Source organism: Kiritimatiella glycovorans (assembly GCF_001017655.1).
In the GTDB taxonomy this organism is placed as follows: domain Bacteria; phylum Verrucomicrobiota; class Kiritimatiellia; order Kiritimatiellales; family Kiritimatiellaceae; genus Kiritimatiella; species Kiritimatiella glycovorans.
Genome location: NZ_CP010904.1, coordinates 1,051,322 through 1,075,637 on the forward strand (window position 1 = coordinate 1,051,322; position 24,316 = coordinate 1,075,637).

Consider the following 24,316-nt stretch of genomic DNA (forward strand, 5'->3'; position numbering starts at 1 on the left):
CCACAACGATGAAAAAGAGAACGACCACAATGATCGCCCTGCTGTGCGGGGCATTGATTGCACTGGGCGGCGCGACCGCCGCTGCCGCCGTCCAGCTCAAGCCGGTCTATCCGCAGTGCCTGCGGCTGGAGACGGCGATCCTCAAGCCGCAGCAGGCTCCGCAGTTTTCCTGGGGGCTGGATGCGGGCGGGCGCGACGGCGCGGCGCAGACGGCCTATCAGATCATGGTGACGACGCCCGCCGGAGAAACGGTCTGGGACAGCGGGGAGGTGTCGTCGGCGGATACGCTCGACGTGCCTTACTCCGGGCCGGCGCTCGCGCCCGCCTCGCAGTTCGACTGGCAGGTGCGCGTCTTTGACGAGAAGGACAAGCCCTCGGACTGGACCGAGCCGCAGCGCTTCTTCACCGGGCTGGACGACTGGAAGGCGCAGTGGATCACCTCGCCGGAGATCGTCGCCATCGCGGAAGAGGACGCGAAGCGCCTCTACGAGGAGGATCATCCGGCACGCATGCTGCGCACCGAGTTCGACCTTTCAAAGCCGGTCAAAACCGCCACGCTCTACATCACCTCGCTGGGCAACTACCGGGGGTGGATCAACGGGAAACTCGTCAGCGAAGACCGGCTCGCGCCATCGGCGACGCAGTATGGGTATCGGGTCTTCTACCGTGCCTACGACGTGACCGAACTGCTCCAGGAAGGCTCCAACGCCCTGGCCGTGCTGCTCGGAGACGGTTCGTTGACCCGTAGCAGAGTTACGTCCTTCGGTGCGGACTTTATTACGCGCCTGCTGGCACAGATTGAAATCGAATATGCCGACGGGTCACGCGATTCGGTCGGAACGGGTTCCGACTGGCGCAGCATGATGGAGAAAAGCCCTTGGCAGGCGGCCGACTTCGACCTCGGCGGCATCTACGACGCCCGCTTATTCGACCCCGCCTGGTCCACTGCGGGGTTCGAGGACGGCGGTTGGAGGCAGGCCGTGGTGTCGCCGCCCGTAGAAGGCACGCGCGTCGATCCCGAAACGGTGCAGCCCTGCCGACCGAACCACGTGTTGAAGCCGGTTGCCGAATATGAACCCAGGCCGGGAGTGTATGTGTTCGACTTCGGCGAACAGTTCACGGGCGTAGCCCGTTTCACCGTCACCCTTCCCGAGGGCCACGAGATTCGCTTGCGCCACGCCCAGGTGCTCGCCAGAGACAAGACGCTCGACGTTTGGAATTACAGGGGCAACTCGAAGAACGAAACCGTCTATGTCTCGGCAGGCGGCAAGAGCGAACGTTTCGAGGGGCTACCCTTTCACTTCAACGGCAGTCGATATGTCGAGATCAGCGGTCTGCCATCGCGGGAGGCGCTGGAGGATTTGGAAGTGATCCATTTTGCGGATGCCATGCGGGCCGCCTCCACACTGGACACATCGGTTCCCACTCTCGACGGGCTCTGGGAGATCATCCGCCGCGCGTATTCCGGTAACCTCAAGAGCGGAATCGTGATGGATTGCGTTGGGCGCAATGAACGGGCCCCCTGGCTGGGCGACTGTTACACCAGCCATATCGGTGTTATCGACTACTTCTTCGACAGTATCGCGCATCACCGCAAGCGGATGCAGGATATTCAGGATCAGGTTGCTTATCGCCCAGGAAAAACCCATCCGGGGCAACTTGGGATGCGGGCGCCGAGTTTCGGCGGGGCTCCGTCTCCGTTCTATAGCGATGCGGCGTCCATTGTCTCGAAGGGCACGCAGGTATTCTACGACGATCCGTTTATCCTCGAATTCGTTTACGGCGAAGGGCCGGGGCAGGTTCGTGCGCTGATGGACTTCCAACTCGAGCAGAACGGACTGTCGGGCAAGTTTACAAAGACCGAACCACCCTATGCGTTCTGGGCGCCTTGGCTTGACCGAAAGATGACACTGCCGCCCGGATCGGGGCAGGATCGATGGAACTCCGGCGATTTTCCGAGTCGATGGTTCCAGAGGGACAAGATGCCGTCCTCTGCATCGCAGGAGGCTTATGGAACCTTCTGGTGGTCGGTCAGCGCGCAGGCCGTCGCCGATATGGCACGGTATCTGGGCAAAGAAAGCGAAGCCGCCGAATATGAAGCCATGGCCGAGCGCAGCCGACAGTCGCTGATCCGAGACTTCGACAACGGCGACGGCACCTGGGACTACCATGACCAGCCCATCTACACCTACGGGTTGATCACCGGCGCGGCACAGGGTGAATTGCGGGACGTCTTCCTGAAGAACCTCCTGCAGACCGTCAAATCCTACGGCGGCCACATCTCGGGCGGGACTGATGTGTTCTTCAACACCCTGATCGCGCTCTCGCGAAACGGCTACCCCGACCTGGCCTGGTTCATGGCCATGCGTCCAGAGATGCCTTCCTTCGGCTACATGATCGAATCGGGCGCCACCGCAATGTGGGAACGCTTCGACCTCTATCATCCCGAGTGGGGACTGCTTCGCAATTTCACCACGGCGGACATGAACCACGTCGGCTTGAACTCCGTCGCTAAATGGATCGTCGAGGACGTCATCGGCCTGCGGCCCGATCCGGCGCAGCCCGGCTTCAAGCACTTCTTCATCCGCCCCTGGACCGGCAGCGAGCCCAAAGAGATCGACTTCCAGTTCGACTCCCCGCGCGGACCCATCCGCGTCGCCTGGGAGCGCAACGGCGACCAGGTCACGCTCAACGCCACCGTGCCGCCGAACTGCTCCGCCACCGTCCAGTGGCCGAACGGCAAGGAAGAAACGCTGGGTTCCGGCACGCACACGCTGACCGGCGATGCGCCGCTCAAGCAGGGCGAAGGCGTCGAAGGCGGCCTCGACGAGATCCGGCGCTACTTCCAGGAGAATCCTTACGATCCCGAAAAGGACACCAACCGCTACTTCGAAATCAAGGAGGCTGAGCGGGCCAAGGAGATGGCTGAAGCCGTCGCGGTGACGGCAACCGAATTCACCCCGGTCATTTTCTGGGATATGGAGACAGTGACCGCCGAAGGCCACGTCGGCAACAGCCTCTCCGGTGGTTCCGGAGCCGAGCTGTTGCTGGAAGGTGTCGTACTCGTGGACGATCCTGAGCGTGGCAAGGTCTTGTCCTTCAACGGTGAAAATGCGCTTGCTACGGCGGAGGGAGCCTGGCAGGGGAACAAGGCCGTCCGCATCGAGATGATGGTGAAGAACGAAGCCCCGGCCGGGCAGTCCGTACTTCTGGGTGTTCCTTTTGTGTTTTCACTGAACAAGGTCGCCGGGTTTGCCAAGTTTCAGTTCAACTCGGTTCAGCGGCCTGATCGGCGGAACAATGATATCGGGATTCCGGTCCTTCAAACCGGCGAATGGCGCACGATCACCGCTGAGTTCGACCCGGCCAACGGCATCGCCCGCATCGAGTGCGACGGTCAGGTCGCCACGCTGGAAATCGACCGCAAGGATATTCTCAGGCCCAGAACGCAGGACATTATCCTCGGCAACAAACTCAACGCCTTCTTCAAAGGCCAGATCGACGACATCCGCATCAGCGTGATGGACTGATACAGGGGGATGGCAACGAATGGAATGAAAGCAGCGAGTTGAACAGAGAGGGCCGCTGCTTTGCGGCTCGGGAAACCGATCAGGAGAAAATGAAGATGATGACACAAAAAACAACACGATGGATCGCCGCTTTCGCGGCGGTATTGATAAGTGGCGTCGTCCAGGCGGAAACCCTTCGCCCGGTCTGGCCGCAGTGCGAACGGCTGGAGACGGCCATTCTCAAGCCGGGGCAGACCCCTGAGTTTTCCTGGGGACTCGATGCCGACGGGCGCGACGGCGCGGCGCAGTCAGCCTATCAGATCAAGGTCGCCACGCCCGACGGCAAAGCGGTCTGGGACAGCGGCAAAGTCGAATCGGACGACACGCTGGATGTGCCCTACGGCGGCCCGGCGCTCGCGCCCGCCTCGCAGTTCGACTGGCAGGTGCGCGTCTTTGACGAGAAGGGCAAGGCCTCGGACTGGACCGACCCGCAGCGCTTCTTCACCGGCCTCAAAAGCTGGAAGTCGCAATGGATCACCTCGCCGGAGATTGCCGCCTTGGCGGGCAACCGCGACAAGCTGCTCGAATACCATCCGGTGCGCATGTTCCGCCAGGAGTGGTCGATCGAAAAGCCGGTCAAAACCGCCACGCTCTACCTCTCCTCGCTGGGCTGCTACCGCGGCTGGATCAATGGCCAACTCGTCAGCGAAGACCGCTTCGCCCCGTCGATCGCCCAGTATGGCATCCGCATTTTCTACCGCGCCTACGACGTGGGCGACCTGCTCAAAGCGGGCGATAACGCGATCGCGGCGATCCTCGGCCGGGGTTCGTTCGCGGACGGTAAATTTGGAAGCTACGGTCAGGATTTTGTGACGCGGTTGCGGGCGCAGCTCGAAATCGAATATGCCGACGGCTCGCGCGAGACCGTCGCCACCGGCCCCGACTGGCGCAGCATGCAGGAGCGGAGCCCCTGGCGCTCGGCGGACTTCAATCTGGGCGGCACCTACGACGCCCGCCTCTTCGATCCCGCCTGGACCACGGTGGACTTTGACGACAGCGACTGGAAACAGGCCGTGGTCTCCGCCCCGAAGGAGGGCACGCTCTTCGACCCGGACCCGGTCGCCCCCTGCCGCATCACCGAAGTGCTCAAGCCGGTCACTGAATACGAACCGGAGCCGGGGGTCTATGTGATCGACTTCGGCAAGCAGTGGGCCGGGGTCTGCCGGTTTACCGTGAGTCTTCCCGAAGGCCATGAGGTCCACCTGCGGCATGCCCAAGTGCTGCGCAAAGACAGGATGATTGACACCCGCAACCTCAGGCACAACGCAGAGAACCAGACGACCTACATCGCGGCGGGAACGGGCGACGAGCATTTCGAGGGCATCCCGTTCCACTACAACGGCTGCCGCTACGTCGAAGTCCGCGGGCTGCCCTCGCGTGACGCGCTCAAGGAAATCGAGGTCATCCACCTGTCCGACACCATGCGCGAAGTCTCCTCGTTCCGTTCTTCCAGCGAGCGCCTGAACAAGCTCTGGGCGATGATCCGGCAGACCTACCTGGGGAATCTCCGGGCCGGCATTCTGCAGGGCTGCGCCGGACGTTCGGAGCGCTGCGCCTGGCTGGGCGACGGCTATACCAGCCACGTCGGAGCAATTGAGTATTTTTTCGACAGCGCAGCCCACCACCGGAAGCGGATGCAGGACGTGCGGGACCAGGTTGCCTATCGGGGAGGAACTACGCATCCCGGGCAGGTCGGCTGCCGGGCGCCGAGCTTCGGAACGGCCGCCTGTCCATTCTGGTCCGACGCGGCCACTCTGATCCCGCGCAACGCGCATATCCTGTACGACGATATCGGTATCGTGGAGGACCAGTACGGCGACGGCGACGGCCAGGCCAAGGCACTGCTCGATTTTTATCTCCAGGCGAATGCTCCTTCAGGCAAATGGACGGCGGTTAATCAGAAGGGTTGCAAGATTTGGGGCCCTTGGCTGGGCCGTGGGATGCTTCTGCCGCCCGGATCGGGGCAGGACCGGTGGAACAGTGCCGACTACCCCAGCGACTGGTATTGGAAGAACCGAGGACAACTCAAGAAGTCGGTTTCGAAGGAGGCCTTCGGAACCGCCTGGTGGTCGATCAGTGCCCAGGCCACGGCCGACATGGCCCGGTTCCTCGGCAAGGAAAGCGAAGCCCGGGAATACGACGCCATGGCCGAGCGAAGCAACGAGGCACTGATCAGCGAGTTCGACAACGGCGACGGCACCTGGGACTACAACGATCAGCCGATCTATACCTATGGACTGTATTCCGGTGCCGCCACGGGCGATCTCGAAGCGCATTTTCTGAAAAATCTGATAGACGCTGTCGAAAACTATGGGGGACACAGTTCCGGCGGCAGTGACAGTATTCGCCTGATGCTGCAGACCCTTTCGGAACAGGGCTACGGCGACCTCGCCTGGTTCATGGCGATGCGGCCGGAAATGCCGTCATTTGGTTACATGGTCGATGCCGGAGCCACCACATCCTGGGAGCGCTTCGACCTCGATCATCCCGAGTGGGGGCTCAACTTCACCGGCGGTACGGTAAGTAAGAATCACGTCGGCTACCTGCCCGTCGGCCAATGGATCGTCGAGGACATCGTCGGCCTGCGGCCCGACCCGGCGCAACCCGGCTTCAAGCATTTCTTCATCAAGCCCTGGACCGGCAGCGAACCGAAGCAGATGGACTTCCGCTTCGACTCCTCGCGCGGCCCGATCCGCGTCGCCTGGGAGCGCAGCGGCGACCAGGTCACGCTCAACGCCGAAGTGCCGCCGAACTGCTCGGCCACCGTCCAGTGGCCCGGCGGCAAAGAAGAAACGCTGGGTTCCGGCACGCACACGCTCACCGGCGATGCGCCGCTCAAGCAGGGCGAAGGCGTCGAAGGCGGGCTCGACGAGATCCGGCGCTACTTCAAAGCAAACCCCTACGACCCCGCCAAGGACACCAACCGCTACTTCGAGATCAAAAAGGCGAAAGAAGCGGCAGCCGCCGAGCCGTCAGGCGTCTTCACTCCGGTCATCGAGTGGAACATGGAGGCGCTGAGCCCGCACGGGACGGTCCCGAATGCGGTCGGGGAGGGTCCCTATGTCGACGCCGGGCTGACGCTCAAGGGTGCGCGGATTGTGGACGATCCCGAGCGCGGCAAGGTGCTCGCTTTCGACGGCGAAGGCGCAACCGCTGAATCGCTCTTCAAGTGGGACGGCCACCGCGGCATCCGCGTCGAAATGGCGGTACGCAACGAAGCGCCGACCGGCCAGTCCGTCTTGCTGGCCGTTCCCCACGTCTTCCGCGTCTTCAAGGTGGCCGGCTTCGCCCAGATGGCGTTCAGTTCCAACCTGAAGCCCGATGTGCATGCAAACAGCGCGGGAATTCCCGTGCTCGACACCGGCGAATGGCGCACGATCACCGCCGAGTTCGACCCGGCCAACGGCATCGCCCGCATCGAGTGCGACGGCAAGGTCGCCACGCTGCCCGTTGCCCCCGGCGACACCCTCGCGTCAAAAAAATGGCCCATCCAGCTTGGCTCCAAACTCAACGCCTTCTTCAAAGGCCAGATCGACGACATCCGCATCAGCGTGATGGACTGATACAGGGGGATGGCAACGAATGGAATGAAAGCAGCGAGTTGAACAGAGAGGGCCGCAGCTTTGCGGCCCGGAAAACCGATCAGGAGAAAATGAAGATACAAAAAACAAAACGATGGCTCGCTGCCTTCGCGGCGGTGTTAATGGCCAGCTCCGTCGGCTTTGCCGACAGCTATGAAACCCCGCATCGCTGCGGGGAGTGGGGTGCGAACTGGATCGGGCGTTCGGCGGAGCAGGGCTTTGACGAACCGTTCGTCTACCTGCGCCGCGCGTTCGAACTCGAGGCCGCGCCCGCCTCGGCGGTCCTTCACATTTCCGCCAGCCGTTCCTACAAGCTCTATGTCAACGGCTCCTTTGTCGGCAACGGCCCGGCGCGCAACGTCAACCCGCGCTATTTTTACGACAGCTATGAGGTGGCTTCGCTCCTTCAGCCGGGCGACAACGTGCTGGCCGTGGCCTACGAAACGGCGGGAGGCTATGAAGGCGTCATCGCCCAGCTGGAGATGAGGGACGGCTCCGGAATGATCGTCCAGACGCTCGTCACCGATGAGAGCTGGAAGCTGGCCGTCGCGCCCTGGGTGGACTCCGGTGCCTACACGGCGGGGCATCATCCGACCGAGGTCTTCAACGCGCGTTTCGAACCGGCGGGCTGGATGAGCACCCCATTCAACGACAGCCGCTGGTCGGCGGCCAACCTGATGGGAGCGGGGATCCAGAAACCGGTGGTGGGACCGGACAAGAACGTCGTGCTCGAGCCGTCGCTCATTCCGCACTATGTCCGCGCGACCCTGCGCCCGGAAAAGATCGAATTCGTCGGCGAGGTGACGCAGTTTCTCGGCCAGACCGGGCTTTCGGCGGGCATCCAGATGGCCACGGAAATTCCGCGTCCTTCCAGGCATACGCGCATCGAAAATGCGGAAAGCCTGCTGGACGGTTCGGGCGGCCCGGCCGTGGCGTATCCGCAGTATCCCTACAACGACCTGCGCTCGTTCTACACCTACTGGGACAACCATGACGACGTTCCCGAGTTGCGCGATCCCACGATCATCCTCGACTTCGGAACGATCCGGAACGCCTTTATCTCGCTCGACGTCGAAGCGCCCGCCGGCGCAGTGGTTGATATTGCCTGGGGCCAGATGCTGATCGACGGGCGCGTGCCCACCATCCTCTACTGCCGCACCAAAGGAGCGGATGGCGAAGGAAAACCCAACCAGCTCAACGCCCATCGGCTCTACCTCAACGGGCGGCTGGACTGGGAGAGCTTCAACTACCAGAGTTTCCGCTACCTCCAGCTCACCTTCCGGCGGCTTGACGGTCCGCTCAAATTGCACGGCGTCGAGGCGGTTGCCTCGGGCGTGCCCTGGAAACAGCGCGGCGCATTCCGTTCCTCCGATCCGCTGCTCGAGCGCTTCTTCAAGATGTCGGGCAATACCGTGCGGGCGGCCAGCTACGACGCCTTCATGGACAACACCATCCGTGAAAAGACGATCTGGGGCGGAGACATCTGCGAGGGATCCGTCGGCTCCTGCTTGCCAGTGTATGGTGACGTGCCGATCCTGCGCAATTACATGACGCTTTTCGCCCGCAGACAGGACGAACAGGGGCAACTGCCCATGAGCGCATTCAGCGGCGTGCCGGGGGCATTCTCCGCCCACTCCTACCGGACGGGCTACTGGATGACTGAATACGCTTTCTGGTGCAACGACTCGGAGCTCTACCGAAAAACCTTCTGGCCGGTCGTCACGCGTCTGCTAGACCACTATGAGGGAGAGCAGGACGAGCGCGGTCTGCTGCGGCAGGCCACCGGAGCGCAAGTGTGGGTCGATTGGTCCACGCTCTATATGCCGGGCCGATCGGTTCCCTACGATGAGAAGAACTTTCTATCGGTGCCCGTCAACCTGCTTTACTGCTCGCTGCTCAAGAAGGCGGCCGATGTGGCCGAGGGCTTTGGTGAGACCGACCAGGCGCGGAAATGGCGCGACAATGCCGAACGCGTCGGCCGCGCGGTCTACGAGGATTTCTGGGACGAAGAGGCCGGGCTCTACCTGGACGGCGCACGCAACGGCTACCTCTGTTCCTCGCACTCCGAACACGCCAACCTGCTGGCGCTGATGCATGGTCTCGGCGGCGAAGGGCGTCGTGAGCGCATCCTGACTGCGCTCAGCGATCCCGAACGCATCGGCGAGATCAGCCAATCCGGCGCGCCCTTCATGTTCTGGCCGCCCGAAGCGCTCTTCGCCATCGGCGAGGACCAGGCCGCGCTCGAGCTGATGCGTGATCGTTATTCGCGCTTCCTGCGCATGGGGATCGACACCTTCTGCGAAAACTGGACCTGGAGCTGCGGTGCCAATAGCTGGGAAACGCGCTACCGCAGCCTTGCCCAGAACGGAGCCGGATCCCCGGCCTACCACATGCTCACCAACGTCCTCGGCGTCCGGCCAACGAAACCTGGCTTCGCCGAATTTGAAGTTCGCCCGCAGCTCGGCGACCTCGAATGGGCGGAAGGCGTTGTGCCGTCACCTGCTGGCGACATTCCCGTCCGCTGGGAAAAGAAGGGCGGCGCACTGCATCTGGAGATCACCGTCCCGGCCGGCACCCGGGCCACCGCCATCGCGCCCAGTGGTGAAAGGACATCCCTCCCAGCAGGAATCCATCGCGTGAAGATGGACATGGGAGAGTAATTGCTGATGAACGGAAAAATGCAGATCGCGAATAAGAAAGAGAGAATGGATTGGATCGCGAATCACACAGCGCGGACGCTCCGCAACCGAATTTGAAACCACAAATGCGCAAAAACCACAAAATGTACGACTCCTGATAATGAATTGTAATCTATTCATTCTGTGTCTTTTGTGAATTTTGAGGTTAATAGACGTTGCCAGGAAAACAAGCCGATTTGCGGCCCGGAAAACCGATAAGGAGAAGATTAAGATGATTCTACACAAAACAAAACAATGGATCGCCGCGTTCGCGACGGTGGTGATTTTAAGCGGGGGTTCAGCGGCGGCGGAAAGGCGGCCCAACATTCTGCTGATGCTGTTCGACGACATGGGGTTTTCGGATCTCGGTTGTTTCGGCGGCGATACGCATACGCCAAACATCGACCGGCTGGCGGAGGGCGGCCTGCGTTTCAGCAACTTCTACAATGCCAGCAAGTGCGAACCCTCGCGCGCGGCGCTGCTCTCGGGCCTCTTCCACAAGCAGGCGGGAATCGGCTACGAAAAAGGTATTGAAACCGGCGTCACGCTCGGCGAGGTGCTGCGGACCGCAGGCTACCACACCATGGCACTCGGCAAGTGGCATGTGGCGGGCAACCCCTACGAGCGCGGCTTCGACCGCACGTTCGGCTGGATTCTGGGCTGCCCCGACTATTTCCGTGCCGATCTGACCGGCAATGCCGGGTTCCACAAGGACGGCAAGCCGTTCAAGGTGCCGCAGGATTATTACCTGACCCGCCTGCTGGCCGACCAGGCGCTCGAATTTCTCGACGACCATCAGGCAAAGAATCCGGAACAGCCGTTTTTCATGTACTATGCCATCTCCGCGCCGCACTGGCCGATCATGGCGCCGGAGGAAACGATCGAGGAAAACGTGCCGACTTATGAGGCCGGTTGGGACGAAATCCGTCGTCGCCGGTTTGAGCACCTGCGCGAACAGGGGCTGATTCCCAGGGATTGGAAGCTGACGCCGCGCCCGGAGAGCATTCCGGAGTGGGAGGCGATGCCGCCTGAAGAGCAGGCCTTCGAGGCGCGCCGCATGGCCATCCATGCCGCCATGATCCAGGAGGCGGATAAAAACTTCGGGCGCATCCTCGACCGACTCAAACAGCAGGGCGAGCTCGACAATACGCTGATTGTGATTCTCAGCGACAACGGTGCCACCGGGATGGAGACGCGCCGCCGCGGCGTCTGCGGCGAGCCGGGCAGCCTGTGGTTCATTGGTGTCGGCTGGGCCAACACCTGCAACACGCCATTCAAGCACTACAAGGTCGCGCAGTCCCACGGCGGCACCCGTACCGCCATGGTTGCCCACTGGCCGAAGGGAATCGCCGATCCCGGCGGCATCCGCGACCAGCGGCTGCACATCATCGACATCATGCCCACCTTCGCCGAACTGGCCGGGGCGGACTACCCGACGACGTTCAACGGCAAGGCCGTCCCGCCGCCTGACGGCGTCTCGTTTGCTTCGCTGTTCAAAAAAACGGCTTCGGATTTTGAGCGACCGCCGCTCTACTTCGAAATGCTCAACAACAAGGCGGTCATCGACGGCAAATGGAAGCTGGTTTCCGACTACAACCGGCCCTGGGCACTCTACGACCTGGAAAAAGACGGCACCGAAACGACCGACCTTTCAAAGCAGTATCCCGAGCTTGCGAAACGGTTGCAGGAGATGTGGGAGGCCCACGACCGCGAATTCCCCAACAACGAGCGGCGGGCATGGAAAGAACACCAGCGCGTTCCGCTCGAGCCGCAGCATCTGGAACCGTTCGGTGCCTCGAAGCGGAGCGGGGGCATGCCTGCCTCCGGGGTGCTGGCTGAATGGCATAGCACCGCTGTGTCCGAAGGGTTTAAGGGAACCCCGCAGTGGGAAGCCAACGGCGCGGTCATCCAGCTCGACGAATCCCGCTTCCGTGCCGACTACGGCCCGACCGACCGGTTTGCCTACAGCCACATGAACGGCAGCCGGCTCGACCCGGAGCGCTACATCCAGATTATGGTGCCGTCCGGAAAAAGGCTCTCCGGGCTGGACGTGAACATCTATTCCTCCAAAGCCGGGCCGCAAAAGGCGGCCCTTCGTTCGAACGCGGACGGCTTTGCAGTCAACGTCGCCGAGTTTGATCTGACGCGCGGCGAGCACAACCGGATCGAAGCCGATTTGTCCGCCTGCCCGCAGGCCGCCGAGCTGCGCCTGTACCTCTGGGATGCCCGGGGTTTTCAGAAAGGCTGGCTCAGCGATAACGGGGGCACCCCCGCCGTAGTGCTGAAGGGATCGGAATAGGAATCCAAAACATGAGGAATTATTGTGGATAAGAATGGATCGGGGATAGAGCGGGCGAAATCCGTCTGTGGGGTGCAGACGTTGAAGACTTTTCGAAGGGCAGTCTGCGCAGGGGTCTGCCTGCTGGCGGGCGTGGCCCAGGGCCAGGTTGTCTGGGACGGCGACTCCGGCGGAGCCTGGACCGTCGGCGGAAACTGGGTTGGCGGCATCGCGCCGGAGGCCGACGATTCCCTTCAGTTTTCCGGGGCCAACGTTACCAATCACAACGACTTCGTTGCTGGAACGGCCTTCGCGGGCATCGATTTTGCCGCTGGGGCGGGGGCCTTCACCCTTAGGGGAAATTCGATTGCGCTGGGTGGAAACATCGTGAACAACAGCACGACCCCACAGACCATTGATCTTGATATGGCGCTGGGCGCGACCCGAACGGTCACCACCACCGCGGGCGACATCATCATCAGCGGCAACCTCAGCGGGGAGGGCGGGCTGAGCAAGGGAAATTCAGGCGGCACGCTGACCCTTGCCGGCACCAATTCATTTACCGGAAGGCTGTGGGTACAGCGCGACGTGGTTTCGATCCATGAGCTCGACGGCAACGGAACGGATGATATCTGGATGGGGACGGGCTATCGAAGCGCCACGCTGCAATACACCGGCAGCGGGGAGAGGACGACCCGTGGTATCCGTTTTTCGAGCGGCGCAGGCCAGACCCATCGCATCGACCAGAACGGCTCAGGCACACTCGAATTTTCCGGCACTCTTTCCCAGGCTTGGGATTCGGCCGGCTACACCTTCGCGCTGGGCGGGTCGGGAAGCGGGGTCTATTCCGGTATCATCGACGACGGAACGGACCCTGCCGGCCAAATCACGGTGCTCAAGGACGGCCGCGGCGTCTGGACGCTGATGGGGACCAACCGCTATCTCGGCGGCACCATGGTCAATGACGGGACCTTGCGGATCGATGGCGACAACCGTGCCGCCACGGGTACGGTGACGGTGGCCCGTGCGGCCACGCTGGCAGGCCTCGGCCTGATCGGCGGGGACGTGGTGCTCGAAGGAACCCTCCGACCGGGCGGTGCGCTGCCCGGAACCCTGTCCATTTCCGGCGGGTTGACGAGCGATAGCCGTTCCGAGGTGGTCTTCCGCATCGACGACCCGACCTGCTTCGATCGGCTGGCGGCATCGGGCGGAGTGGAACTCAACGGGCAAGTCACCGTATCGCTCGATCCGGGCTACAGTCCCGCCGCCGGCGACACGTTTGATCTCGTTTCCGGCGCGATCAGCGGGACGCCGGTTCTGGAGCTGCCCGCACTGACGGAACCCGGGCTGGCATGGGATACCTCCCGTTTTGCCTCCCATGGCGAAGTGTCCATCATCCGTGATGCGGGACCGGACGTGCGCTATGCCTTCTGGCTCGGCCAGGATCCTTCGCTCAGCGGCCCGGACACGCTGGCTTCCGCCGACCCCCATGGAACCGGTCACAGCAATCTGGCCCGCTATTTCTTTGGGGGCGCTCCCTCCGCCGATGGCCTCCCGGTGCCTCCCCGGATTGCAGTGGAAGGCGATGAGGCGGTCGTGCGCTTTGTGGGATTGCGATCAGGGTCCGACGCTGCCGAGTATAAGGTTTTGAGTTCAACCAACCTTGTCATGGACGCGCTGGAAGTGGATGCGGAGCTCTCCGCAGCAATCGAGGACGATCCCGACCAGAGCGGGGTTCTCCGTCCCGGCGACTATGTCCGCCGACGGTTTTCCATCCCCGTGACTCAACCCGGGTTCTTCCGCATCCGGGCGGTGGACAACCTGACCGACTTCGCCGCGCCCGGGCAGGATCTTCAGCTCGATACCGGCACCTGGACGGTTGATTTCCCGATCCCCTACAGCAGCAGCGGAGGTTCGCTGACGGTCACCGGCAGCGGAACCCTCATCCTCTCGGCCGACAACACCCATACCGGGAGCACAACAGTCAATGGCGGGACCCTGCTGGTGGATGGAGATTCCAGCGGTGCCACCGGTGACGTGCACGTCGCGTCGGGTGCCGTGCTGGGCGGGAGCGGAACTCTCGGAGGGGCGGTTTATCTCGCCGAAGGTGCCCGCTTCCGGGCCGACGCCACGCTCTCGGCCGACGCCTTCAGTTTCGGCGGCTTTACGGTGCGCGATATCGACGGCCTCGATCCCGATCCGGCACCCGGCACCTATCCGTTGATCACCGGGAATATCGATACGCAGAACATCCAGACCGTCGGCCGCGAAAACTCGGTGCGCATCGGCGACCGCAGGCTCTGGTTCGAGCTGGCGCCCGACGCGCTGCTATACCACGTCGAGATGGATATCGACGTAACTGCCTACGGCGCTGTTCCCGACGACGGGCAAGACGACGCGGCCGCGTTTGAAGCGTCCCTGAACGATATCATCTCCCGGGGCGGCGGCACCCTGCGTGTCCCGCCGGGCAATTACGATTTTGCATCGAGGAGGGTAATTGACCTTGGGGGCGCGGCGATCGAGATCCGGGGTCATGGCAAGGGCGTATCCGTTTTGCGCGGCAACAATAGCGACGGGGTCTGGTGGTTCAACAATTCTTACGCCGCGAGCGCATTGGCCATTCAGGACCTGACTTTCGCGCCGAATAACGGCGGCAATGCGGGCACGGCTCTGGAGGTTGACAATCCGGCGCTGCCGACCGATCCGGACCTGAGCACCCTCGAGATGCGGTCGGTCGATTTTCAGCCGACGGATTCGCTGGTCGATTACTTCCAGGTTCATGTCCGGGGTGCTTTCCTGCAAAACGCCCGCTTCGACGATGTGTTTATCCGCGGGGTGCGGGGCTCGGAGTGGGACGGGGACTGGAAGCTCGCCGAATACGGATTCGATTTGTCGGATGGCGACGGGGCCGCCTTCGTGAACTGCTACTCGAAGAACAACCAGTACGGCTTCTGGCTGAGCCGATACCGCGGGGCCGTGGTTTTCGATCGCAGCAATGCCGTCCAGAACCACACGGGCATGCGGGTCGCGGCGCCTGCGGACGCGATCTGCACGGTGGATGTGCTCCACTGCCATATCAACACCTTTGTACGAAACCTGAAGATCATCAGAGCCGACCGCCTCTCAGTGCTGGAACTGGCCTCCTATGTGCAAAACGAGATCCCCAATCCGGATACGTTCAAGGATATCGTGATCACGGATAGCACCGACGTCTCGATTCTGAGCTGCGCGTTTAACCAGCCCTTCGCTCTCAATCGCGTTCAGATCGACCTGATCGGTTCCACGCAGGGAGTGCTGATTCAGGGCAACGTTTTTAACGGCCACTACTGGAACGGAACGGGGAATACCGTCACCGTGGACATGGATGCCGGCGTGTCGGACGTGGATGAAACGCAGAACCTCTATCCCCCGGAACCGCAGTGGTAAAACGATCAAACAGGCAATATGAGCCATAGACAGAACAAGAAGAAGGATCGAAGCATGACGACAAGATCGGGCCAATATTTCCGGAGCCGCGGACTCCGCCGAACCCGCGCAGTTGTCTGCCTGCTGCTTGGGGCCGTCCTCAGTGCCCATGCGCGTACCGAAGTCGATGTGGTTGCCGATTTCGGTGCGGTCGCGAACGACGGCATCGACGATGCGCCGGCCTTCCAGGACGCGCTCGATTACCTGAACAGCACGGGCGGCGGTACACTCCATGTTCCTCCGGGCCGTTTTCTGTTCAATGAGCGTGTTTCAGTGGAGGCCCGCGATTGGCGGCTGACCATTCAGGGCGATCCCCTCGGCGAGACAGAGCTTCAGGTGGACAACCCGGACGGCCTCTTTCAACTGACTCACAGCACCCGCTACCCGCAGGTAAATATCCGCGATCTGTCCATCACCGCCCTCCGCGAAGCGGCGGGCACCGCGCTTGAGGTGACCTGTCCCCAGGGGGGGGTGCAGGAAAAACGGGTCGTCACGCTGCGCAAACTTGAGATCCGGGGAAATGGCGGCGCGGAATACTTCAACCGCGGGATCGTCATCGGCGGACTCTACCGGCCGCTGATCGAGAATTGCAGCGTGGTCCATTCCACCGCTGCGGACATGAGCGACAGCTCGCCCAATTTCCTGCCCGAGGTCGGGATCGACGTGACCGATTGCTACGCACCGGTGATCGAGCGCTGTTCGGTGGTCGGTGCCCGCGTCGCCTACCTATACGACTCGGCAGAAAACCCGGAGGATGGTGCGGTGCGCGACTGTACGGCGGACTACTGCCGGGTCGGAGTACGATATTTCCACGACAACGGAAGCGGCGGCAAAGAAGAGACGTTGTGGATCAACGACTCCGACATCCGGGCGCGCGATGCAGGGGTTGAGGTCAAGGGGCGGCGCATCCTCCATATATCGGGAAACACCTTTCGCCGATTGTCCGAAACCCATCCCCTCAAGGATGTCACCATAGAGATTGTCACCATGGGCTTCGTCACGGATAACACCTTCGAAGGCAATCTCGATGCCGGCCGCAAAAACGTGTCAGTGCTCGACGACGTCACCAAGTACGTCGTCATCATTGACAATACGCTCTCGGGTCCATTCGCTTCGGCTTTGTATATCCATCCCGATGCACAGAACATCCTGAGCCAATAGGAGGAGAAGAACCATGAAGACACGAAAAACGACAAAGGGAATTTTCAGCGTTGCGGTGGTGCTGGTCGCGGGTTCCGCTTTTTCGCCGGAACCGGTCGCAGAGATCAACACCGAGCATGAGCGCAACCAGGCGTTGATGGCAAAAATTGACGGCGCACAGTCGGTGGCTGAAACATTGGCCGCGCTTAAAGAGGGCTGGAACAACCCGCCGGCGACTTATCGTCCGCATACCCGCTGGTGGTGGCCGGGCAACGCCGTGACGAAGGAAGGCATCACCTGGCATCTCGAACAGATGAAGGAGAAGGGTCTCGGCGGCGTCGAGATCATGTCCTACGGCAATGTTTACCAGGAGGGGAATATCCCGTTCGACTCGCCGGAGTTTATCGAGATGGTCAAGTATACGGTGGATGAATGCCGCCGCCTGGGGATGGAAGTCACCCCGCCGCTGAACCCGGGCTGGGGGCATGGCAGCTCGAACACCCCGGAGGATGAAAAGGCGATGGGGCTGGTCTATTCCGAAGTGGATGTGGAGGGCGGTGCGCTGGCCATGGAGCTTCCGCTGCCGAAGGACGGCTACGGGAAAATCATGCCCAAGCGGTTCGAGGCACTGGTGGCTGTGGCGCTCGGAGCCGACGGCACGCCCGATCCGTCGCGGCGGTTCGATTTGACCGATCAGGTAACGGGCGACCGGGCCTGGACGCGCGATCCGCAGATGACGATCGAGGCGGAACTGCCGCCCGGAAAATGGCATCTGCTCGCATTCTGGAACTGCAAGACCGGCCAGAAGTGTGCGGGGGAAAATTACGAGCCGCGCTCATGGCTCATCGACCACCTCAGCTACGAGGCGGCACAGAACCACGCCGGCTACATGGGCGGGAAATACCGCCAGGCATTCGGAGCCGACTTCGGGCAGACGGTGGATTCCATGTTTGGCGACAGCTACGAGGTCGCCCACGGGATTGCCTTCTGGACCCACGGACTGTTCGACCGTTTCGAGCGGGAAAAGGGCTACGACCTACGCCCCTATCTCCCGCTGGCACTCTACGACGGCGCGCCCGAGACGCCCTATGTCCGCCATGACATCGGGCAATTTCTTCACGAGGCCGGGATGGAGGGGATTGTGGCCGGACTGGCGGACTGGTGCGCCGAGGCCGGGGTCGACATGCGCCAGCAGCCGCACTACCGCTTCACGACCGACATCATCGCGGCCTCCGGCGTGTTCCAGCGCCCGGAAACCGAGAATACCAAGACCAGTTTCGAACCCACCTTCTGGCACAAGCTGACCACCAGCGGCGCGTGGCTCTATCCGTCGGATCGGAAGAAGTGGGTCTCGTGCGAGGCCTTCACCTTCATCAACCATCAATACCGCACCTCGATGGATCAGATCAAACGCGGCTCGGACCTCTTCCTGCGCGACGGCGTCACCCAGTTCTACAACCACGGCTATTTCTACACGCCGGAAAAGGAGATCGCCCCGTCGCGTGACCTGCTCTGGGGCAACCGCATCAGCCACGTCAGCCCCTGGTGGCCGTGGTACCGCGGGCTGGCCGACTACCAGGCGCGTGCCTGCTTCCTTTCGCGCCAGGGCCGGGCCGAGGCCGACGTGCTGGTCTATGCGCCCTATCCGAGCACGTGGTCGGAACGCTTCAAGCATCCCGCCCGGGAGGTGCGCGACCTGCCCTTCGGACACCTGCCCAAGACGCTGGTGGCCAACGGCTACGACTTCGATTTCGCCAACGACGACCTGCTGCTCAACCACGCCGAAATCCGGGACGGCAAAATCGTCATCAACGGCTACGACTATGCCGTGCTCATCCTCCCGCGCGTGCTCTGTCTCGCGCCCGAGACGCTCGAAAAGATCGGGCAGTTCGTGCAGGCGGGCGGAACTGTCTTCGCACTCGATACCCTCCCGGAAACCTCCGGCGGGTTGATCGACCATGAGGCGCGTGACACCCGGCTGGCCGGGATGCTCGGGCGGCTCTTTGCCACCGGCGGTGGTGAGAAAGCCGTCGGCCGGGGCACGACCTGGTTCATGCCTGACTGCGACGGATTTGAATACCTCACCAAATGGGCGGGCGTGGCCGGGGCCTGGGATCCCGTCCCGACCCCGCCGCTCAGCCCGGCCTACGAAAGGTTCATCACCGCGCTCAAGGCGCGCCTGACCCCCGATTTCGAAATGGCCGACAAGGCGCAGAGCGACGGCCTGACCTTCCGCCGCACCGTCATCGGCGATGTGGACTGCTGGTTCATCGTCAACCTCCAACCCGCTCCGCGCCAAACCGAAATCACGCTGAAGACCCAGGGCAAATTCCCGCAGACCTGGGATGCCATGACCGGGGAAATCGGTGGTGTGGACGGCTACCGCTTTGCCGAAGACGGACGGCTGGTCGTCTCCGTGGACCTCGAGCCGTGGGAATCCCGGTTCATCCTCTGTTCTCCCGAAGAGGTGCCCGCCGAGCCGCGACCTGATGTCGAGCCCCTGATGGAAATCAGCGGTCCCTGGCAGCTTTCAGTCGATGGCCAGGGCGGACTGGAGACCGAAATGGAACTGCCCGCATTGACCGATCTGGCCACTCTCCCCGTGCTCGAACATTTCTCCGGCACCGCGACCTACCGGACTGAATTCCGGGTTCCCGAGGTCAAGTTCCCGATCATTCTCGACCTCGGCGAAGTCGGCGACGTCGCCACCGTCATCGTCAACGGAAAAGAGGCCGGGAAGGCCTGGATGCCGCCGTATCGCGTCGATGTTTCGGAGCTGGTGAAGCCCGGAGTGAACGAACTGACCGTCGTGGTGGCCAATGTGCTGTGGAACCATGTTATCGGACTGGAGGAACCCAAACCGATTCCGGCAGACCTGCACGCGCACTATGGCCAAACCCGCAATCTGGACTACCGGGGCTGGGCGCGTCTTCAGCGCGAACGCGTCAGGCAGAGCAAGGTACGCCTCCCCTCCGGCCTGATGGGGCCGGTGCGGCTTGAAACAACCAAGCCCGTGGCAGGGAAATAGCAACGAATCAATGGAGGAATGCAGATCGCGAATAACAAAGAGAGTATGGCCTGGATCGCGAATCACACAGCGGGGATTGTCTCACGCAAAGACGCGAAGCAAAGGCGGGGGAGGGCATGACAGAATCATTTGGCGACAGAATGATTTTTGGAAGAGCAGGGTTCACGTTTGCCCTGTCGGGCTAAACGTGCGCTACACAAGACCCAGGGTGTAGCGACCGCTTACCCGGGCTTGTCCGCCGTAGCCTTGGCGAAGGAGGAAGCGAAGCGAGGGAAGCGGTAAGCGGGCAGGTGGCTCGGAAAAACAGTTGGACGGGATAGCAGGATGAACCCGATTAAGAGAAAAGAATCCAGATGATCCGGTGGTCAAAAAAAATCGCGCGATTTGCGTAGATTCGCGATCCGAAAAAAATGGAGCAGAGAGGCTCGCTGTTTTGCGGCCCGGAAAACCGATCAGGAGAAAATGAAAATGATGACACAAAAACAGTAGCATCCCACAAGACCCTATATCGGGGCACAGAGCTTACGTAACCCCTTGCGCTGCAAGGGTCGCACTTTTTCTCTGAGCTATGTTTCATTTGATATTTTTCGCGATCAAGGATTCTCCTGTTTTGAAATGCGTCCTATGCTGTCCCACATCTCAGAGAGGGGACAACCCTAATCCGGGCAAATAGGCTTGTTGCGGGGCCCATTGCATCCGGAAGCTGCCCTGTGCTGTCCCATAGGATTTCAAATAGGCGAGCAGATGAAGCCGTTGCCACAGAACCGCGCGCAGGCAGGTAAACAACCGCGTAAAGCTGTGCGCCCAATCGCTGCAGGTATGCAGAAAGCGGAGCAGCACGTACATCAGCAGCGCCGTCCAGAGCGGCCACTCAATCGCCTTGCGGTTATGCCCGAGGAAGTCGCTCAGGTGCAGCGTCTGCTTGATCTGTTTGAAGAAGGTTTCGATGTTCCATCGCGCCTTGTACAGATCACAGATGCTCGAGGCCGCCCACTCGAAGTTGTTCGTAAAGAAGGTCATTATCCGATCCTCGCCGTTGATCTCGATGCGGGCCACGATCCGGCGCATGCGCTTCGGATAGTCCTTTCGCTTACCGGGATTCTGAACGAGCACGAGATCGTCACGCAGGATGCGCCCCGCGGGCTTCTTCACCAGCCGCTTCATGCAGCGCAAGTTCATGCTTTCTCTCACGCGGCTCACCCGGAAGACACCCCGCTCGGCCAGTCTGAACAGATGCGTATAGTCGATGTAGGCCATGTCAAACACGGCGATTTCGCCTGCCTTGAGGCCTGCGCACAACTCGTGCGCCTTGGTGCTGTCGTGCCCCCTGGCCGAGTCGACAATCGCGAAGGCCGGCAGGAAGCTCTCCAGGTTCAGCCGCAGGTGCAGCTTCGCGGCCGCCTTGCGCCGCCGATGCTTCGCCCAGTCCATGCAGTTGGCGAACAGCTTGATCGTCGTGGAGTCCAGGGCATACACCGTCCGTTTAAAGCGGCGCGGCAGTCGGCGGAACTTCACGCCGCCGAACCCCGGTCGCAACCTCTCGAAGTACTCGAGCACCGACCAGAAAAGCTCCTCGGCCATTTTCGGATCGCGGGTCCTGTTCGCGTGCGAGAGCCCGTTGCGGCTCGGCGGCTTGGCGCCACGGATACCGGCCATCGGCGCCCGATGGGCGCGCAGCGCGTCCACCACGTCGTTCAGACCGATCGCGTGGGTGAACTGCGCATAGAGCATGCTCACCAGATGGCTCCAGGGCGTGATGCCCCTCGACTTGATCCGATGCTTGCGCGCAAGTTTCGGCACAAGGTGCGGCGGAATGAGTTCACAGACCTGACGAAAAATGGCACGCTTACTCCCGGCTCGACTGGCTGGCATCACGCAATCTCCTTTGGGTTAGACACTGAAGAAGATTGTAGCCAGTCAGTCAGCCATTACAATTTCCGTCCCTCGTGAGTGGGATGCTAGTGAAAGAAAATTGAAAAACAGTATGGAAAAATAAATCGGCTGTGGATCATGGATCGAGGTATCCCGACTGAAGATGCTATCAAAACGATGAGAGAAGAGAATGCAGAATATCTCGTTGGAACACCGCGCGGTCGACTTACAAAACTCGAAAAGCAGTTCCTCGAATGCGACTGGAAAGCCGTGCAATCTCAAGTCGAAGTCAAGCTGGCCCATGACGACGGCGACCTCTACGTTCTCACCCGCAGCAAAGGCCGCCAGCAAAAAGAACGCTCCATGCGACAGCGCAAACTCAAATGGCTGTGGAAACGCCTGCATACCATTCGATCGATGGAAAAGCTCAAGCGCGACGATTTGCTCATCAAACTCGGCAGTGCCAAACGCGATGCCGGAAACGCCTGGCGGCTTGTCGACATCCAGCTGCCCGGCCCCCATCAGCCCGTCACCTCAGAAACCTTTAACTTCACCTTAAACCGCAAGAAACTCAAACGCGCCCGCAAAAGTGAAGGAACCTATCTTCTGCGCACCAACCTCTCCGATACAAATGCCGACGAACTCTGGAAGCGCTATATCGTATTGACCGAAATCGAACAGGCCTTCAAAGAACTCAAGCATGACCTATCTGTTCGCCCCATCTACCACCGGAAAGAAACCCGGATCGACGCACACATCTTCGTCAGCTTCATTGCCTACAGCCTGCACGTCACCCTCAAACATAAAGCCCGACTCAAGGCCCCGGGACTGACCCCGCGCGCCATCCTCGAAAAATTCAAAGCCCAGCAAATGATCGACGTCCACTTCCCGACCACAGACGGTCGCACCCTCATCATGCCGCGCTACACCTATCCCGAACGGGAACTTCAACTGCTGCTCACCCAACTCAACTTAACCCAGCCCGATCAGCCTCCACCCAAAATCGAGCAGTCCCAACTGAGCTGATGTGGGGCCGACCTTCGCTCCAAAATCGAGCAAACTCCGCAGTTTATCCATAAAACAGATTAAGATGGGTTAAGAAAGTCTGGGAGGCCGATCCGCTGATTTGTCCGACCTGCTCGCGCGAGATGCGCATTGTTTCTCTTATCGATGAGCGTGAGGTCATTGAGCGCATTCTGCGGCATCTCGGCCTGTGGGAAGAGCCTGTGCCTTTCCATCCCGCCCGCGCCCCGCCGGACGGAGAGGGGACGGTGGAATTGTTCCCCGGCGATCCCTTCCCCGATTACAGCAGGGAGCCTGTGATGGATTACGACCTTTGCGCGGATGCATGAGCCTTCGCGACAGGGGAACTTTGTTTAAAAGGTAGGGCTCGCTCGCCGAGCGGGCCGCAGATGACGGCGCGCCCGCCTCTCCGGGGCATGCCCCGGAGAGGCGGGCGGTAGGTTGTAAACCCAAATGCCGCATGTAGTGGTCTTGTTTCATTTATGAGATCGTTTTGAGTTCGTTCGTGAAGAGTTCGTGAGGGGTCATGAAGTCGAGGATCCGGCGCGGGTAGTTATTGATCCATAGCTCGATGTCGCGGATTTTCTGCTTGGTAAAGCGCGCGATATCCCGGCCCTTGGCCACGAACCGTCTGATCATCCTGTTGCCGTTCTCGTTCGATCCGCGTTCCCAGGATGAGTATGGGTGGGCGTAGAAGATCTGGGTTCGCTGTTGCTTCGAGAAGGAAGAGGCTTCTAAGGCTTCGAAGTCCAGGAACTCGCTGCCGTTGTCGACCGTGATGGTCTTGAAGATCTGACGGAAGCAGCGGGAGCCGTGTTCACGCTCGAGCCCTCTGAGAACTTTGAGCACGCTGGCTTGGCTCTTATCAGGCAGCTTGCGAATGATCGTGATCCGATGTCTGCGTTCCACCAGGGTCAATAGGGCGGCATTGGACCCGCGCGTGGGGCCGGTCACCAGGTCCATCTCCCAGTGTCCGAACTCCTCGCGCGTCTCGGCTCCTTCGGGACGCTGGTCGATGCTTTTGCCTTTGGAAATCCGCTTCGCCAACCGCCGAGCGCCGCGTTTGCGCCGCTTGGCTCGCTTACGCTTCTCCCACAGTGACTCGTTGCTGAGCCCGAAAATGACGCCTTTATCGATGTAGTTATAGATCGTCTTGGTGCACACCACCTCCTCCAGACCGGCCTGACGCATCCGAAAGGCGACTACATCGGGCGATTCCTTATGTTCCACAATGCGGCAACGGATGAATTCGGCCAGCGCATAGTTGCGGCCCAGCCTCAGACCGGGCCCCCTTGCGGTGGCGTGGTAATCATGGAGGTCCTGGCCGCGATCGCTGCTGTAGGTCCGGTATTCCCGCCACTCCGAGTCCCGGTGGGTCACCGTCCCGCGCTTGAGCTCACGCTGGATCGTACGCGGGTGACGCTCCAAGGCGGCCGCGATGTCCCGTGGGGGGATCCCCCCACGGGACATCCGCTCAATCACCATGCGCTCCACCCTCGTCAAGTGCTTGCCCTTCCTGCTATTCTGATTCTGTTCCATGCCGTCTCCTTCCTCTGTTGTCCTGTTGTAAGACCACAAAGGATAGCGAACCACGGCATGGAACGCTCTCTCCTATACCTGCGGCATTTCACATTACACTTCTCACCCGGAGAGGCGGGCGCCCAACCTTGACAAAAATCCTG

General features: G+C 61.3%; 10 protein-coding genes and 1 pseudogene. 9 read left to right on the forward strand and 2 right to left on the reverse strand.

The genetic code is table 11. The annotated features are described in order from the left end of the window. The first annotated feature begins 8 nt into the window (after positions 1 to 8). The 7 genes from L21SP4_RS04420 (at position 9) to L21SP4_RS04450 (ending at position 19,739) form a co-directional block, all read left to right on the forward strand. Complete coding sequence (locus tag L21SP4_RS04420; protein ID WP_082116524.1) at positions 9 to 3,530, forward strand: alpha-L-rhamnosidase; 3,522 nt, start codon at positions 9 to 11, stop codon at positions 3,528 to 3,530. 95 nt (positions 3,531 to 3,625) lie between these two features. Then, positions 3,626 to 7,132 (forward strand): alpha-L-rhamnosidase, encoded by a 3,507-nt coding sequence (locus tag L21SP4_RS04425; protein WP_160300666.1) that lies wholly within the window; start codon positions 3,626 to 3,628, stop codon positions 7,130 to 7,132. A gap of 89 nt (positions 7,133 to 7,221) precedes the next feature. Next, complete coding sequence (locus L21SP4_RS04430; RefSeq protein WP_160300668.1) at positions 7,222 to 9,810, forward strand: family 78 glycoside hydrolase catalytic domain; 2,589 nt, start codon at positions 7,222 to 7,224, stop codon at positions 9,808 to 9,810. 250 nt (positions 9,811 to 10,060) lie between these two features. Then, positions 10,061 to 12,127: an arylsulfatase gene (locus L21SP4_RS04435; RefSeq protein WP_052881529.1), complete on the forward strand. Its 2,067-nt coding sequence runs from the start codon at positions 10,061 to 10,063 to the stop codon at positions 12,125 to 12,127. Between the two features lie 81 nt (positions 12,128 to 12,208). Next, a complete protein-coding gene (locus L21SP4_RS04440) occupies positions 12,209 to 15,532 on the forward strand; it encodes an autotransporter-associated beta strand repeat-containing protein (RefSeq protein WP_144413751.1) in 3,324 nt (1,107 codons plus the stop codon). A 54-nt stretch (positions 15,533 to 15,586) separates the two neighbouring features. Beyond that, complete coding sequence (locus L21SP4_RS04445; protein WP_052881531.1) at positions 15,587 to 16,732, forward strand: right-handed parallel beta-helix repeat-containing protein; 1,146 nt, start codon at positions 15,587 to 15,589, stop codon at positions 16,730 to 16,732. A 13-nt stretch (positions 16,733 to 16,745) separates the two neighbouring features. Continuing rightward, positions 16,746 to 19,739, forward strand: a complete 2,994-nt coding sequence (locus L21SP4_RS04450) for a glycosyl hydrolase (RefSeq protein ID WP_052881532.1) — start codon at positions 16,746 to 16,748, stop codon at positions 19,737 to 19,739. 639 nt (positions 19,740 to 20,378) lie between these two features. Here L21SP4_RS04450 and L21SP4_RS04455 read toward each other — a convergent pair. Next, complete coding sequence (locus tag L21SP4_RS04455; protein ID WP_052881533.1) at positions 20,379 to 21,611, reverse strand: IS4 family transposase; 1,233 nt, start codon at positions 21,609 to 21,611, stop codon at positions 20,379 to 20,381. Positions 21,612 to 21,704: 93 nt separating this feature from the next. On the opposite strand from L21SP4_RS04455, the pseudogene L21SP4_RS04460 reads away from it, so the two are divergent. Both L21SP4_RS04460 and L21SP4_RS04465 read left to right on the forward strand, forming a co-directional pair. Further along, positions 21,705 to 22,637, forward strand: a pseudogene (locus L21SP4_RS04460) (IS1634 family transposase); the annotation flags it as partial. 122 nt (positions 22,638 to 22,759) lie between these two features. Then, positions 22,760 to 22,963 (forward strand): hypothetical protein, encoded by a 204-nt coding sequence (locus L21SP4_RS04465; protein ID WP_052881535.1) that lies wholly within the window; start codon positions 22,760 to 22,762, stop codon positions 22,961 to 22,963. 151 nt (positions 22,964 to 23,114) lie between these two features. Here L21SP4_RS04465 and L21SP4_RS04470 read toward each other — a convergent pair whose 3' ends face one another. Then, complete coding sequence (locus L21SP4_RS04470; RefSeq protein ID WP_052880849.1) at positions 23,115 to 24,173, reverse strand: IS30 family transposase; 1,059 nt, start codon at positions 24,171 to 24,173, stop codon at positions 23,115 to 23,117. Between the last annotated feature and the right edge of the window lie 143 nt (positions 24,174 to 24,316).

Bases quoted from the DNA above. Each gene is read 5' to 3' on its own strand.
- L21SP4_RS04420 (WP_082116524.1), top strand. From the start codon at position 9: ATGAAAAAGAGAACGACCACAATGATCGCCCTGCTGTGCGGGGCATTG.
- L21SP4_RS04425 (WP_160300666.1), top strand. From the start codon at position 3,626: ATGATGACACAAAAAACAACACGATGGATCGCCGCTTTCGCGGCGGTA.
- L21SP4_RS04430 (WP_160300668.1), top strand. From the start codon at position 7,222: ATGAAGATACAAAAAACAAAACGATGGCTCGCTGCCTTCGCGGCGGTG.
- L21SP4_RS04435 (WP_052881529.1), top strand. From the start codon at position 10,061: ATGATTCTACACAAAACAAAACAATGGATCGCCGCGTTCGCGACGGTG.
- L21SP4_RS04445 (WP_052881531.1), top strand. From the start codon at position 15,587: ATGACGACAAGATCGGGCCAATATTTCCGGAGCCGCGGACTCCGCCGA.
- L21SP4_RS04450 (WP_052881532.1), top strand. From the start codon at position 16,746: ATGAAGACACGAAAAACGACAAAGGGAATTTTCAGCGTTGCGGTGGTG.
- L21SP4_RS04455 (WP_052881533.1), bottom strand. From the start codon at position 21,611: ATGCCAGCCAGTCGAGCCGGGAGTAAGCGTGCCATTTTTCGTCAGGTC.
- L21SP4_RS04465 (WP_052881535.1), top strand. From the start codon at position 22,760: ATGCGCATTGTTTCTCTTATCGATGAGCGTGAGGTCATTGAGCGCATT.
- L21SP4_RS04470 (WP_052880849.1), bottom strand. From the start codon at position 24,173: ATGGAACAGAATCAGAATAGCAGGAAGGGCAAGCACTTGACGAGGGTG.